Source organism: Bradyrhizobium sp. IAR9 (assembly GCF_013408065.1).
In the GTDB taxonomy this organism is placed as follows: domain Bacteria; phylum Pseudomonadota; class Alphaproteobacteria; order Rhizobiales; family Xanthobacteraceae; genus Bradyrhizobium.
In genome coordinates this window covers 886,736-902,433 of the sequence record NZ_JACBZW010000001.1, presented here as the reverse complement: position 1 = coordinate 902,433, position 15,698 = coordinate 886,736, and the positions used below count along the sequence as shown (strand labels likewise).

5 protein-coding genes are annotated in these 15,698 nt (G+C 64.5%); all 5 read left to right on the top strand.

Annotated elements, in window-relative coordinates:
- Positions 1-766 precede the first annotated feature (766 nt).
- The 5 genes from GGD67_RS39145 to GGD67_RS04320 all read left to right on the top strand — a co-directional run bounded on the left by GGD67_RS39145 (position 767) and on the right by GGD67_RS04320 (position 15,554).
- On the top strand, positions 767-1,246 hold the full coding sequence (locus GGD67_RS39145) for a hypothetical protein (protein ID WP_183232663.1): 480 nt from the start codon (positions 767-769) through the stop codon (positions 1,244-1,246).
- A 356-nt stretch (positions 1,247-1,602) separates the two neighbouring features.
- On the top strand, positions 1,603-2,205 hold the full coding sequence (locus GGD67_RS04335; RefSeq protein WP_179731067.1) for a secretin and TonB N-terminal domain-containing protein: 603 nt from the start codon (positions 1,603-1,605) through the stop codon (positions 2,203-2,205).
- A complete protein-coding gene (locus GGD67_RS04330; RefSeq protein WP_018319904.1) occupies positions 2,202-2,804 on the top strand; it encodes an RNA polymerase sigma factor in 603 nt (200 codons plus the stop codon). The genes GGD67_RS04335 and GGD67_RS04330 overlap by 4 nt, the downstream gene beginning before the upstream one ends.
- Complete coding sequence (locus tag GGD67_RS04325) at positions 2,788-3,798, top strand: DUF4880 domain-containing protein (protein WP_179731066.1); 1,011 nt, start codon at positions 2,788-2,790, stop codon at positions 3,796-3,798. Before GGD67_RS04330 ends, GGD67_RS04325 begins: the two co-directional genes overlap by 17 nt.
- A gap of 194 nt (positions 3,799-3,992) precedes the next feature.
- Positions 3,993-15,554 carry a filamentous haemagglutinin family protein gene (locus tag GGD67_RS04320; protein ID WP_179731064.1) on the top strand — a complete coding sequence of 3,854 codons (11,562 nt, stop codon included), beginning with the start codon at positions 3,993-3,995 and terminating at the stop codon, positions 15,552-15,554.
- Positions 15,555-15,698: the final 144 nt, after the last annotated feature.

Genomic DNA, 15,698 nt, shown 5'->3' with positions numbered 1-15,698 from the left:
CCAGCACGCTTCGAAGCCACCGGAGTTGACTGAAGCTGGCTTCATACGGGGAAATGGCGTCGGCAATGACAACGAGCATCATCCCCCCGCTTCGGACACTTCGCGAGGGTCAGCGAAGACGGCAGAAGCCGATGGTGTGGAGCACGGCAATTCGGGGCAGTCAGCCTCTGCAAAACCACCGGAAGCAGCCGACCCTGGTGAGCCAGGCCTTGGTAGCCCGGGCCGCGGTAACTCCCAGCACGCTTCGAAGCCACCGGAGTTGACTGAAGCTGGCTTCATACGGGGAAATGGCGTCGGCAATGACAACGAGCATCATCCCCCCGCTTCGGACGCTTCGCGAGGGTCAGCGAAGACGGCAGAAGCAGATGGTGTGGAGCACGGCAATTGGGGGCAGTCAGCCTCTGCAAACGCGCCGGAAGCAGCCGACCCCGGTGAGTCAGGCCCCGGTAGCCTGGGCCGCGGTAACTCACAGTACGCTTCGGAGCCAGCGGAGCTGACTGAAGCTGGCTTCATGCGGGCAAATGGCGTCGGCAATGACAACGAGCATCATCCCCCCGCTTCGGACGCTTCGCGAGGGTCAGCGAAGACGGTAGAAGCAGATGGTGTGGAGCACGGCAATTCGGGGCAGTCAGCCTCTGCAAAGCCACCGGAAGCAGCCGACCCCGGTGAGCCAGGCCCCGGTAGCCTGGGCCGCGGTAACTCACAGCACAATTCGGAGCCAGGGTCTGCAAAGGCGGCAGTCACGGAGTTAGCCGAAGCTGGTTCTATGCCAGGTTTCGGCAACGACAACGAGCGTCATTTCTCGGCTTCGGAAGCTTCACCAGATTCAGCGAAGACGGCTGAAGCAGATGGCGTGGAACGCGGCAATTCAAGGCACTCAAATTTTTCAGACGCACCTGAAGCAGCCGAGATGGTCGAACCAAGCGTCGCAAATGGCAGTAACGCCGGAAACTGGCCGCAGGCTGCGCAACCTGCTGCAACCGCGTTGGAGCCCGTACAGCCGGCTAAAGTTGCCTCCGAGATTGGCGGCGCGGAATTGGCGTTTCGCTTCGATAGCTATGCGACTCCTCCCACATTCGGCGCGGTAGTCGAGCTTGGTAGCCCGCTCGGTTCGCACGTTTCGCCCGGTCAGGAAGAGGACCTCCACGTCATCGGCAAATCGATTCCCAATGCAATGGACGAACACGCGGTCGCCCCCGTTCATAACGCTCCGCATCACGCCGCGCCTCATGACTTCCTGATTTGAAGCGCTCCATCGTTATTGATCGATGCAATCTTCGTGATTCACGCAACCGACCTTCTTTGAAAGCTCAGACCATTGCTCGAGAGCGGGCGCCGCCCCGTTGCGTGCTTCCGGCTCGGAAAGTGATCAGTGACATATCCTTGTCAAGAAACGTTAGTATATTGAGAACTTCTTGTGGCATCCAGGCAAGGGTTCGGGACGATCGTCATTCGCCTCTCGCGGTGCTGATGGCTTGCCGGAGCAATTGATCGGTGTCACGTCGCGTGCCGTATCTGGCTGTGTGTTTGATGTTTGCGGCCGTTGCAGCCGAAGCGGAGCCAAACGGTGCAACAATCGGGTCGCCGCGCGCGAGCTCGGAAATGTCCGCGCCTATGTCGTTCGACATTCCGGCCCAGCAGCTTGCTTCCGCACTCGAGCGATACGGCGATGCGACCGGTCGCGAAGTCCTCTACAGTCCGGCGCTTGCGCAGGGCCGCACCTCAGAAGCCGTCAAGGGCAGCTTTGAACCGGAGACGGCGCTGCAGCTGCTGCTTGCGGGCACCGGCCTTACCGCCCGCTTCCTGAAAGACGGCTCGTTCGTTCTAGCCCCGGCGCCCGAAGCCGTCGGACCGCCGGAAGGCAGTGCTGCTGCTCTCGCGCGCCAATACTATGGTGTCGTTCAGGCGCGGCTGCGCGATGCTCTGTGCCGGACCAACGGGGCGCGGCCGGGAAGCTATCGCGTCGCGGCCCTGGTCTGGATCGCGCCGTCAGGGGCCGTAGCCAGGTTCGAACGACTTGGATCGGCCGGCACGGCCGAGCTGGACCGCGGCATCGACAGCGCGCTTCGACAGTTCAGTGTGGGTGCCCCGGTGCCCCTCGGCTTTGCACAGCCGGTATTGATCGTGGTCCTGCCGCAGGCCTCGGGCGTCACAATGAGTTGTGGTGCGACGGCGTTGCCGCAGGCGGTCGGAGGCGTGCGGTGACTGAAGCCTCCGTGGCGATGCTGCGCCGGCTGCTGCTCGACCGATATGACGATCTCAAGCGGGGCTTGACCCGCCGCCTGGGTTCGTCCGAGATGGCGGGTGACGTCCTGCACGACACTTGGCTGCGCCTTGCCCGCACGGATACGACGATTGGCACCTTGCACAATCCGGTCAGCTATCTGCTGCGCATACTCTTCAACGTCGCACATGACCATCGTCGCGCTGAAAAGCGCCGTTTGACGAAGATCGACATCGAGCATCTGCTCGAGGTCGCCGACGAGACGCCTGGTCCCGCCGAAGTCGCGGAGGCGCGGTCGGATCTGGATGCGATGGCCGCCATACTCGCTGAGCTGCCGCCGCGCCGTCGCACCATCCTGCTCGCGGCCAGGGTGGACAACATGGCGCGGCAGGAGATCGCGGATCGGCTTGGCGTATCCTTGCGCCTTGTCTCAAAGGAGCTGCAACTCGCCCATGAGTATTGTCTGGCGCGGCAAAGGCAAATGGGTGACGCGGATTGCGCACCGGACCCGCGAAATTCGTCATTGAACCGAGACCTGTCGCCGCCGCGCGGTGATCGCGACCATGACCAGGCTGAATGACTCCATGATTCAGGGACAGACGCAAAGGCTCGACCTGCTGCAACGCGAGGCGATCGCGTGGGTCCAGCGCATCGATTCCGGCCATGCGACGTCTGCTGATGCCGAGACCTTGCAACGATGGTGTGCCGCGAGCCCGGAGCATGCGGCTGCCTTCGCTGCGGCGAGCGGTGTATGGCGCGACATCCGCCGGGCCGGCGCGAGCATTCCGCGCAACCAAATCGAGGCGTTGCCGGTCCACCAGACGCCACGCCCGGTGCTCGATCGCCGGCTACTTCTCGGTGGCGGGCTGGCTGCCGCCGCAGCCGCCTATGTCGCTGTTACCAACCCGCCGCTGGGCCTGTGGCCGTCCCTCCGTGAACTGAATGCCGACTACAGAACGGCCGTTGGCGAGCAGCGGCAAGTCAGGCCGGCGAAGAACGTCGCGGTCCGGTTGAATACGCAGACCAGCATTGCGGTCCACCCCGCTGGCGGGGAGGGCGATCGCCTGGAGCTGCTTGCAGGGCAGGCGCTCTTCGAGTCGGTCGAGAGCGTACGTCCGCTCGTCGTGTTGGCGGCGGATGGGCGTTCGATCGGCCGCCATGCACGCTTTGACGTGCGTTGCATGAACGGCCCGGCCGGCACGGTGGTGAGCGTCGCCTGCTTCGACGGACAGGTGCGCATCGAGCGCAACGGCAGTTCTGCCGTCATCGGCCCGGCGCAGAGCTTGCGTTACGACGCCAGCGGGCTCGGTCGGGTTGCCGCGATTGACGCAGAGGCGGAATCCGCCTGGCAGCGCGGAATCGTCCTGTTCCGCGCTACCCCGCTCGCGGATGTGGTGGACGAGGTCAATCGCTATCGCGCCGGCCGAATTCTCCTTGTCAATCCAGGCCTCGCGCAGAGGCCGGTCAGTGGCCGCTTCCGCATCGATCAGATGGATGAAATCCTCGTGCGCCTCGAACAGGCCTTCGATGTCAAGGCCCGAAAGCTGCCGGGCGGCCTGGTTCTGCTGGGCTGACGCCCCGCTGACAAGAAACTTTCACACAGAAACCGTGCGCGTTCGCCTACAGGCTTCCGTCTTAGAGCTAGATCGTCATCGCTCGGAATGACGAGGCACGACCCTTCATCGGGTTTAGCCGTGCTGCCAGAAGGAATGCCGTCTTGTCCCACCGCACCGTCCGTTTTCGCTCGTCCCGGTCCGTCAGACACGCGATGTTTCTCAGCGGTGCCAGTGTGGCTGCATTGCTGGTGGGGTCGGCTGCGGCCGATGCGCGCAACCTCGGCAGCGGCAGCGCGAGCCCGGTGGCAAACGTCGCCGTGACGACCAACACGGCGGGGCAGGCGGCATCGATCGCATCAGCGCAGGCGATGAGCCGGATCAACGCGTCGCTCCGTGCGATGCGCGACGTGCAGGCGGCGGCGAGAGCCGGCGCGTTGATCGGTCCGAATAATCTCGGCCTGAACAAAAATCATCCCGGAAATCTGCTTCCGAATGTGCCGAATGGTTTGGCTCCCGGAGGTCTCAATCCGACCAGCAATCCCACCGCGGTGATCGACGGCCAACCGGCCTGGACCGGCGCCGCTCAGCCGACCCAATCGACAGGCTCGAATGGGCGGGTCCAGGTTGAGGTCGTGCAGAACCAGCAGAAGGCGATCCTGACCTGGAACAAGTTCAATGTCGGACGCGAGACCGACTTATACTTCAACCAGTCCGCCGGAGGCGGTGGCGCCGCCAGCTGGATCGCGCTCAACCGTGTCCTCGACCCGAGCCTCGTTCCCAGCCAGATTCTCGGCACCATCAGGAGCGAGGGGCAGGTTTATATCATCAACAGGAACGGGATCATCTTCGGTGGCTCCAGCCAGGTGGATGTCGGCACCCTCGTGGCCACATCTCTCGCCTTGTCGAACGCGCAGTTCCTGGCTGGGATCAACACTTCCATAGTGCTCACCAACGACATTCACCTGCCGACCTTCGGCGAATACAATCCGCGGCTGGCCAATTCGCAAAAGCCGGCCACCGATCCGAGCCAGCCTGCGCGCTTCACGCCGGATGGCGTGCCGGGTGACGTCACCATCCAGGCTGGAGCTCAGATCAGCGCAAAGACCGGCGGCAAGGCAATGCTGTTCGCGCCGATCGTTTCCAATGCCGGCCAAATCAGCGTCCCCGACGGCCAGATCATCATGGCTGCCGGCGAACAGGTCTATCTGAGAACCAATCCGAGCGACGTACGCGGCGTGGACGTCGCCGTGACGGCCCCGATGCCCTGGCTGTTCAACTACAACCATTTGATGGGTGCGATCGCCGGCTGGGATCTCTTCACGGAGAAACCCTGGGGCGAAAGCGTTCGCGACATCCTGCTGCCCGAGATGTACGCGCGCGCGGCATCGGTCGGCTACAAGGTCGTGAACACCGGCGTCGTGCAATCCGATCGCGGCAACATCACCGTGATGGGGCGCGAGATCTTCCAGGGCGGCGTGATGCTGGCGGCAACCGCGCTCAACAACCGTGAAGGATCGATCCGACTGGATGCCTACAGCAACGGCATGATGGCCTCGAGCGGCAGCCTCGACGCCCAGCTCGTGTATTGGAAGACGGGTGACCTGCATCTTTCGCCGGGCAGCGTCACCGCCGTTCTGCCTGATGCCACCGACACGAGTGAGATCGAGGAGACGGCGAAGGCCACGCGCTACAAGCCGGGGCGCGTCGAATTACGCGGTAACCTGATCGATATCGGGGCGCAGGCGAACATTCTGGTTCCCGCCGGCACCATCAGCATCGTGGCCAGCACCGTGCCCGCGCCCACCGAGGAGCCCATCAACGGCGAGACGCCGGTCCGTGACGGTAGCCGGATCTATATCGGCGAGGATGCCTATGTCAGCGCCGCCGGCGTGCAGGACGTCCTGATCCCGATGTCGCGGAGATTTGTGCAGGCCGAATTGCGCATCAACGAGCTGCGTGATTCACCGCTGCTGCGGAATTCGTGGCTGCGGGGCCAGAAGATCACGGTCGATCGCAGCGCCAGCGGCGTCTTCGCCGATGGCGCTATGGCCGGCGTGAACTGGGGAGGGGCCGCGGGCGAATGGATCGGGACGCCGCTGGGCGACGTCTCGGCCTGGATCGGCAACAGCAAGACAAATCTCGCCGAGCTGTCGACCATTGGCGGCAACATCACCCTCAAATCGGCCGGCTCGATCATCACCCGTCAGGGCTCGTTGCTCGATGTCTCGGGCGGGTCGTTCCGCTATCAGGACGGAATGGTCAACTCGACGAAGTTGCTCGGCGCCGATGGAAAAATCTACGACATCGCCTCGGCGACGCCGGACAGGATCTACGTCGGTTTCGCCGGCGGGTTCAATCGCACGCACAACAATTGGGGTAAATCGGAGTCCTGGAGCACGCCGTGGTCGACGAGCCACTTCGAACGTGGCTTCACCGAGGGACGCGACGCCGGCGCCATCCAGTTCTATGCCACCGAAGGTGTTGCGCTGGAGGGCGGCTACTGGGGCGGCGTGATCGTCGGCGAGCGTCAAGCCGTAAGCGGCAAGACCGCCAAGGCCGGCTCGCTGACATTCGGCGGCGACGGCGACGAAGATCGGCTCTGGCTGCTCGGCAAGCTCGTGATCTCCAAGGATCCCACACAGCTGCCGACGAATTTCACGGCCACGTCGCAGCTTCCGTCCACCTGGTATTCGGGCGCTCCCGGCAACCAGGATTCGTTCCGGTTGCGAACGACCTATCTCGACTCGGATGCGCTTGCAGATGCCGGACTGGGGAAGATCGAGCTCTACGTCTCCAATAACGTCACGATCGAGAAGGGCACGAAGCTCGAGCTGACGCCGGGCAGCACATTTTCGATCAAGGCCAATTCCACCGTTGCATATAGCCAGGATTTCAAGATCGACGGGGTGATTCACGCACCCGGCGGCAATGTCAACCTCTTGGGCGCGGAGAACGTATCATTCGGAGCCGGTGCGGCCATCGACGTCAGCGGCCAATGGGTCAACCAAGTGAAAGGCGGCGCTGCCTCCGCGCTGCCGCCGGTCGTCAATGGCGGCAGCATCACGCTCGATCAGGCCCACTATCAGCCAGGCGTCGTGCTCGATATATCCGGCGGTGGCTGGTACAGGCTGCGCGGCGGCAAGCCGCAAGTGAAATTCGGCGATGCCGGCAAGATTACGCTGAACACGACCGAAGTGGCGGAATTGGCGAACGCCGATATGCGGGCCTATGCGGCTGGCTCCGGCGGCAGTCTGGCCATGAATCTGACTACGGAGTCGCTGCAGATCGGAGGCGGTACGCCGACGTCCCCCAACACCGTTCGCCTGTCGGAAACCCTGTTCTCGGAGCGTGGTTTCCGTTCGCTCCAGATCTCCACGGGCGGCGATATCACGATCGCCGAAGGAGCAAGCGTCACGCAGCTCCCATACAACGTTGATCTCAGGGGCATCGACGTCTCGGGCTTCAGCATGGGCACGTCGATCAGCGAGATGGGCCCGCTCGCCGTGTTGTCGCCGCCGCAGCGCCTGGCGCTCAAGCCGACGTCGCTCTCGCTCAGCGGCAGGTCCGTGACGGTCGGCACGGGAGCGACGGTGCGGACGGACACCGGCGGCACGATCGCGCTGTCCCTGCTCGGTTCTTCGACCGGTACACTGTCTGTTGCCGGCAGGGTGGAGGCCCTGGCTGGCACGATCAATCTTGCTGCAAGCACAGGATCGATCGTTGTGGCAAATACTGGCGCGATCGTCGCGCGCGGTACGGCAGTCGGCGAAATCGACGTCAAGGGACGCCGCAGCGGCGTCGTACGCAATGGCGGCTCGGTTGCGTTTGAGGCGGCCACGGTCGCACTCGAAGCCGGCTCGCTGGTCGACGTCGCGGGTGTCAGTGGCGAATTCGACATCGAGTCGAATGACCACCAGTTCGCGCCAGTCACCCTCGCCAGCAATGGCGGTTCGATCAGTGTCAAAGCCCAGCAGGGCTTGGTGCAGGGAGCCTGGCGCGGCCAGAGCGGGGGCAGTGGCGCACGTGGCGGCAAGGTGACGTTGGCGTCTGCGCTGTCGACCGTAATCCTGTCCGAAACGGCGGCTTCCCAGTCCGGTCTGGTCGTGCGCAGCTCGAGCCTGCAGGGGGCCGGCTTCGCCGATCTCGTTCTCCCGTCGACGACACGGCTGGATGGTGTCGACCTCGCCTTCAGCGGCTCGATTTCGATCACCGGATCCCTGGTCAACGGCAACGGCGCCAGCTCGCGGTTCTTTGCGCCTTACATCTCGTTGTTCAGCCTGGCGCCGAGCAATCCGGTGCGCGCAGGCACGCTGACGCTGGCCGGGTCCGTGATCGACATCGTGCAGGCAAACATCCGCGGCTTCGAACGAACGGTGCTCGAGGCGAGTGACATCCGGCTGACGCACAGTAATGTCAGCCAGTCCGCGTTCCTGGACGTCGACGGCACGCTGATCGTAAAGGCCGGTCAGATCTATCCCACCTCGCAGATCAACGCGACGATCAGGGCCAGCGACAAGCTGATCGTGCAGCAGAACGGAACTCCCGGTCTGGCACTGTCGGCCGGCGGGACACTGACGCTCGAAGCGCCGACGATCGAGCAGAACGGCACCCTGCGCGCGCCGTTCGGCCAGATCACGCTCAAGGCCAGCCAGCGCCTCACCCTCGGCGCCGGCAGCGTCACCTCGGTGACCGGCGACGGCCTCGTGCTGCCTTACGGTGCTCTCAGCAACAACGAAAACTGGACGGTGACGACCGGGCCGTTGCCGACAACCATTGCCAGCCTGCCGGAAAAGCGCGTGACGCTCGAGGCGCCGACGGTCGAGCTCGCCCCCGGATCGGTGGTGAACATCAAGGGTGGCGGCGACTTGATGGCATGGGAGCACGTGCCGGGACCGGGCGGCTCACACGACATGCTGGCGCTTCCGGGCCTGTTCGCGGTCATGCCGGCTTTCGCGGGTGCGACAGCGCCCAGCTCGGCGTCGATCCGCAGCGGAGATCGCATCTGGCTCGACGCCGGCAGCGGATTGCCGGCAGGCTGGTACACGCTGCTGCCCGCCTCCTACGCGATGCTTCCGGGCGCTTATGCGATCCAGGCAGTCGCCGGTTCGACAGGCCGGGCGACGACGTCCGCGGTAATGGCCGACGGCACGGCGGTCGTGTCCGGCTATCGCGCCAATGCGCTCGACGGCAGCCGCGACCAGCAGTCGTCCGCGTGGCGCGTGATGTCGGGCTCTGTGCTAAGGCAATACAGCGAGTACAATGAAGCCTTCGCCAACACCTTCTTCGCCTCCGATGCGTTCAAGCTGACGCAGTATCGGCTCACGGGTCAGCAGATCGTCACGCCGCGTCTGCCGGTCGACGGCGGCTCGGTGGTGTTCAAGGCGACGCAGGACCTGATCTTGAAGGGCGAGTTGCATTCTCAGGCCGCAGCGGGAGGCCGCGGCGGCCTGGTCGATATCGCCGCCAACAAGATCGCAATCCTGGGTGCCGACCAGAGCGCCGGCACTTTGCGGGCCGATGGTTATCTGGTCATCGATGCCGCTGCTCTGTCCGGCTTCGGCGCCGGCAGCCTGCTGGTCGGTGGTTTCCGCAGCGGCGACGTCGGCGGTCTGCGTGTTGATGTGCAGGCTCACGACATCGTCGTGCGCAACAGTGCAAATTCGGCGTTGACGGGACCGGAGATCATCCTGGCCGCAAGCGACACGATCGATGTCTCCGCAGGCAGCGTCATCGTCGCGCGCGGCGAGGCGCCGACCGGCGCCGGCGATCTCGTGATGGCCCCGCAGGCGTCCGATCGCGACTGGGGTGCTTTGATCCGCCTGTCCAACGGCGACGCGGTGCGGGTCCGCCGCAAGAACGTCGATACGACTGTTGGCGGCCGGGTGACGATCGGTGCCGGTGCCACCCTCGACGGCGGCAAGAGTCTTCTGATCGACGCGACGGGGAACGCGCTCGTCACCCAGGCCAGCCTGACGGGCGCAGCGCTGTCCCTGGCTTCGGGCCGGATTGGCTTCGGCGGCGGCAGCGGGCTGGTGCTCGATGCCGCGGCACTGGCCGCGCTCAACAACACCCAGCACCTGACCTTGCGCAGCTATTCAACCATCGATTTCCACAGCGCGGTGGACCTGTCGGGCCTCAAGGCCGTGACGCTTGATGCCGCAGGGCTGGTGGGCCGTGGCAACAGCGAGATCGCGGTGAACGGCAATCGGGTTGTGCTGGAAAATACGGCGAGCACGTTCAGCGAGCCGGTTGGCGCCGGTCATGGCAGTTTGAAGCTCACGGCAACCGAGCTGACCCTGGGTGAGGGCGCCAAGGCACTGCGTGGTTTCGACACCATCGTGCTGACGGGAACGACACGCATTACCGGCGAAGGCAAGGGCTCGCTCGATGTCGCCGGCGCGGCGGTGACTCTGTCAGCGCCGGTCATGACCGGCCGGGGCGGCAGCCAGCAGTCGGTCACCACGACCGGAATCCTCACGGTTGCCGCTTACGGGACGGCTAGCCCTGCGCGCGACCAGGACAGCCTCGGCTCCCGCTGGACGCTCACCGGCCGCGCCGTCGATTTCGCCGGACGCATTGACGCGCTTGGCGGAACGGTGAAGCTGAACGCCACCAATGGCAACGTCAATCTCGCGGCGGGTTCGCGGATCGACGTCGGGGGCTTCGAGAAGACGTTCTTCGACGTGTCCGAATATGCCGATGCCGGAACCATCTCGCTGGGGGCCCGCGGCGGCTCGGTGCTGCTCGCGTCCGGCGCGACCCTCGACCTCGGCTCGGCCCGCGACTCCGAAGGACGTCCCATCGGTGGCGGTGCGGGCACGCTCGCGATCGAACAGGACAGCAGCCAGGTCACGCTGGAAGGCACGATCAATGCCAGGGCCGCTGCGGGCAAACGCGGCGGCTCCTTCTCGCTCGACATCGCCGCGTTGTCGGATTTCGGCGGGCTCAACCAGCGCCTGAATGGTGCCGGCTTCACCAAATCGCGCAGCTTCCGGATTCGTTCCGGCGACGTCACGCTCGACGGTGCGACCACGGCCGAGGAATTCGCGCTGGCTGCCGATCAGGGAACGGTGACCGTCGCAGGCTCGATCGACGCGCGTGCGACCTATGGCGGCTCGATCTCGATCTATGGCGGCCAGGGTCTCACCGTGACGAATGCGGCGCTGCTGCGGGCAGGTGCGACCGACACGGTGGATGGGCTCGGCTCCGGCCGGGTCACACTCGGAATCTCGAACGGCGTGCTGCGGGTATTGGGCGGCGTGATCGACGTGGCGGGCGGCGAAGGCGGCAAGGTCACCCTGCGTGCGCCCGTCATCGAGCAGCCAGGGGCCGACAAGGTGAATGTCAGCTTTGCCGGCACGATCAACGGCGCGCGCGAGATCGTGCTGGAGGGCTACAAACGCTTCGACCTTGCGACGCTTGCATCCGATCCGCGCTTCGTCGGCGTCACCGTCAATAGCGGCGGCCAGGCCGAACTCGATCTCACGAAGGCCGCGGCGGGCAAGCTCAATGTGCTGGCAGATTACGGCGCCGGCACGCTGGTCGAATTCGTGCGCGACTTCGACGTCAGTGCCGGCTATGCGGATCTTGGCTCACTGACGAGCCAGTCGAACTTCCACGCGCGCGCGGGCATGGAGCTCAATTTTTCCGGCGACATCGTGCTCAAGAGTAACTGGAATCTCGGCGCAGGCGTGGTCAATCAGGCCTCGGCGCTCGCGGCTGGCGTGATGGCGATCGAGCCGGTACTGGGCAAGGCCTATGTGGTTGCCGGCAAGGAAAGCGCTTTGCTCCGTGACCATACGACCATGGCTTATCGCACCGGCGGCAGCATTCTCGGAGAGCCGGGCGTCCTGACTATGCGCGCCGGGGGCAATATCGATCTGAAGGGCAGCGTGACGGACGGCTTCTTCCAGTTCGCCAACCCGCTGGATTCGACATACGTCGCCGCCAAAGGCACCATCTCGACGAACCTGAGCATGGTGTTCAACGTCGGCCGCACCAGTACCACGTCCAATCTCTCGCCCTACGACAGCGCGAGCACAACCAACCCTTCAGTCTATGCCGGTATCACCTTTGCGACGGTCGGCACGAGGAAGACCGAAACCGTGACGGCGCCGCCCACGCTGGTCGGTGTTCCCTATAGCGCAGAGGCCAACTCGCCGGGCGCAAGTGCGCCGAATGCGCTCGCTTATTCGGTCCTGTTCCCCTCCATCACCGAGCCGGACGGCTCGAGGGTGGCGGTGCCGTCCTGGAGCTTGGGGCTCGTCGCGGGCGCCACGCCGATGGGCGAAAGCGCCGACCCGACGCGCCTCGCCAGCGGCGCGACGGGCAAGATCACGCTCAGCGAGCAGGCGGGTTACACCTATGTCAGCGGCCTGAATTCCGTCGCCGCGACCGCTTTTGTCGACTCGGTTGCCAGCTTTGGCGCGGGCAGTGCGCCTGGTTCGACGACGATGAATCCCGCCGATTGGCCTGCGAGCCTGGAGTCCACCTCTGGCACCCGTCTCAACAGCAATTCCAGCGCGCAGATTTCTTTCGGTCTGCCGACGGATCCAGCCTACGGCTACGTGCTCGACCTCTGGAATAACTATGCCGCCGCGAAGGGCCTGAACACCAATCCGGCGCAACCGCAGGCCGACTTCAGATGGACCAGCACGGCCGCCAGCGGCGGTAGCCGCCTCAACGTCATCACGAAGTACTCGACCTTCAAGGACTTCTACCTGACGAAGATCGTCCCCAATCTTGCGACCATCACTTCGCTCTATGCGACGACCAAGCCCGGGCCGACCACGACCACCGTCAATCCGATCACCATGGTTCGCACCGGCACCGGCGACGTCAGCATCGCGGCGCGTAGTGATCTGCAGCTCAAGGGCGGCGCCTCGATCTATACCGCTGGCCGGCGCGATCTCGCCACGTTCAACGATTTCACCACCGCGCCGGCGAACGCGACCTACGGAGTGGGCGGCGGCCATCTCGCCGTTGCGGTCGGCGGCAATATCGACGTGGCCCTGCCGGCAGACCGCTCGCAGATGCAGCACTATTCGGAGTGGCTAAACCGGCAGGGAGCGACGGATAACGCCTACGTCTTCGGTCCCTGGGCTCATTCCGCCTACGGCCAGATGCCGGCTCAACAAAGCTCCTGGTGGATTGACTACGCTAACTTCCTGCGCGGGGTCGGCGCGCTCGGCGGCGGCAATGTCGAGGTCCGCGCCGATGGCGATCTCAACAATCTGACGGTCGCGCTGCCGACCAATGGCCGTGTGCGGGGCGGGCGCTCCACGACGGAGGCAAAGCTCCTGGAACTGCGCAACGGCGGCGCGATGACCGTTGAGGCGGGCGGCGCCGTTCGCGCCGGCTATTACTACATCGGGCGCGGAGCCGGAACGATTACCGCTGGTGAATTTGCGGTCGGGCGCGATGTCAAGGCGCTGGTAGGGACGCAAATCGTCACCTATCCGATCGCCCCGATCCTGTCGCTCGGTGACGCAACCCTGGACGTGCGAACCGCAGGCGACCTGCGGCTGCAAACGGTCCTCGATCCGCTTCTGGTCGGCAAGGGGATGTCCCACGAACTGACGTTCATGAGCAGTCAAAGCGAGCGCACCGCGCTCAACCTGACATCGACGGGCGGAGACGTGATCCTGGTCGGGCAGGCGACATATCTGTCCAAGGACATAACGACGCCGGCCTTGCAGGTGTTTGCGAATGTGAACTCGTTGGCCGCAAACATCTATCCGTCGAAAACGCGCGTCACGGCGCTGAACGGCTCCGTGCTGAACAGCACGCTGTACACGATGCCGAGCAGAAATCCGGAGCTGCGGCTTCTCGCCGCAAACGACGTCCTCGTCGGCGAAATCGTCATGTCCCGCGCTGCACTTGAGATGATTCCGTCACCGTTCGAGCCTGTGGGAGGCACCGTTTCCTCTCCGGTCAACCTCGGCGGTTCCTCGCCGGACACCCTGAGCGGGCTCCACAACGTCCTGGTCAATCCCTTCTCCGCGCCGGCCAGCAATATCGCCGGCCACACGCTGCATCTGTACAACCTTCGCAATCCCGACCATCTGCCGAACGAGGCAGACTACGAGCCGAGCCGTGTCTATGCCTTGAACGGATCGATCGTTGGAACGCTAATAACCCAGAGCGGCTCGATCCTCACGGCCGGCGTCATGGCCAACGAGCAGACCTGGTTCCGTGCCGGCACGGATATCCGCAACATCAACTACTCACTGCGCAACGTTCATCCGACCGACGTGTCGTTACTCGAGGCCGGCAACGACATCATCGGCGGCCCGGTGCGAGGCTCGATCTTTGTCCAGGGACCGGGCGCAATGCAGGTGAGCGCGGGCCGTGACGTATACGCGCCGGAATTGGCGATCTTCAGCACAGGCAATCAGGAATATGATTCCAACAACCGGCCAAAGGATTTCACGCAGATCCTCGGCCTGCCTCAGCAGAGCGCGGCGATCACCGTGATGGCGGGCCTCAAGGGCAAGCAACCATCCTATGATGCGTTCCTGGCGGTCTATCTCGATCCGGCAAACATCGGGAAGATGCCCGATTATCTCAAGACCACGTTGGCGGACGGCACGGCGGTACCGCTCTATCTCACCGACGCATTCGAGCAACGTTCCTCCGGGCCGCACAGGACCCGCACCGGCATCGTCTCCTTCGTGGAGGACGTGACCGGCGAGAAGCTGTCTCCGCTTGATGCCTGGACCAAATTCCAGACCCTGCCGATGCTGGTGCGTGAACGCTTCGTTCGGCAGGTCTACATGCAGGAGCTACGGGCCGCAGGCGATGACCAGAACACACCCGACACGAGCGGTAAGCCACGCAATGGCGGTTATAATCGCGGTTATGCCGCGATCGAGACGCTGTTCCCGGGCAGCGACTGGGCGGGCGACGTCAGGACCGGAAATGCCAAGTTCCGGACCATGTCGGGCGGCAGCATCGAGGTCTTGACCCCCGGTGGCGGCCTGCAAGTTGCTGCGCTCGGCAAGCCGGCGCCGGTGGAGTTCGGCCTCGTCACACTGGGACCGGGCGACATCAACCTCTTTGCGCGCGACAGCGTCACCGTGAACCGCTCGCGTATCCTGACCTTTGCCGGCGGCAACGAGATCATCTGGTCGACGCAGGGCGACATCGACGCCGGCCGCGGCGCCAAGACCGCACGCGTGCCGTCGGCACCGGAGATCCAGACCGATCTCGATGCCGTCACGCGCGTGCTCGAGAAGGCCGATATCTCCGGAAGCGGCATCGGAACGATCATCGGCTTCACCGGGGTGACGGAAGGTGACGTTAACCTGATCGCTCCCCAGGGTACCGTGAATGCCGGCGACGCCGGCATCCGCGTCAGCGGCGACATCCTCATTGCGGCGCGCTTCGTCGTCAACGTGGACAACATCCAGGTGTCGGGCCAGAGCAAAGGAGTGCCGAAGGCGGAGGTCAAAACTGCGCCGCTCGCGATCGATACCAAGGACAAGGCTGCAAATGACGCCGTGAAGGACGTGACCAAGCAGGGATCTTCGGATCGGCCGTCGGTGATCATCGTCGAAGTTCTCGGGTACGGTGGTGGCGGCGGCGGTCAGTCTCCTCAGCCCGACGCCGGCGACGATGAGAAGCGGCGGGCGCCCGACAAGCAGAGCTACGATCCGAACGGCATGTTCCGCGTGCTCGGCAATGGCGAGTTCACGGCCGAGCAGTTGAAGAACCTGACGGAGGACGAGCGAGCCGTGCTGTTGCAGCGGCTGGGGCGCAAGGCGTCGCTCTAAGGCAGGGCCCGGGCAGGCATCCGGGTCCGACGTCCGGTCGTGCCGGTTCGTATCGATCGGCCGGGTGGGGCCCCACCCGGCCGGATGCACCGGTTAGATCACTGTCATGCAAACGATATAGAGGAGGCATCGCCCGCGCTTCAA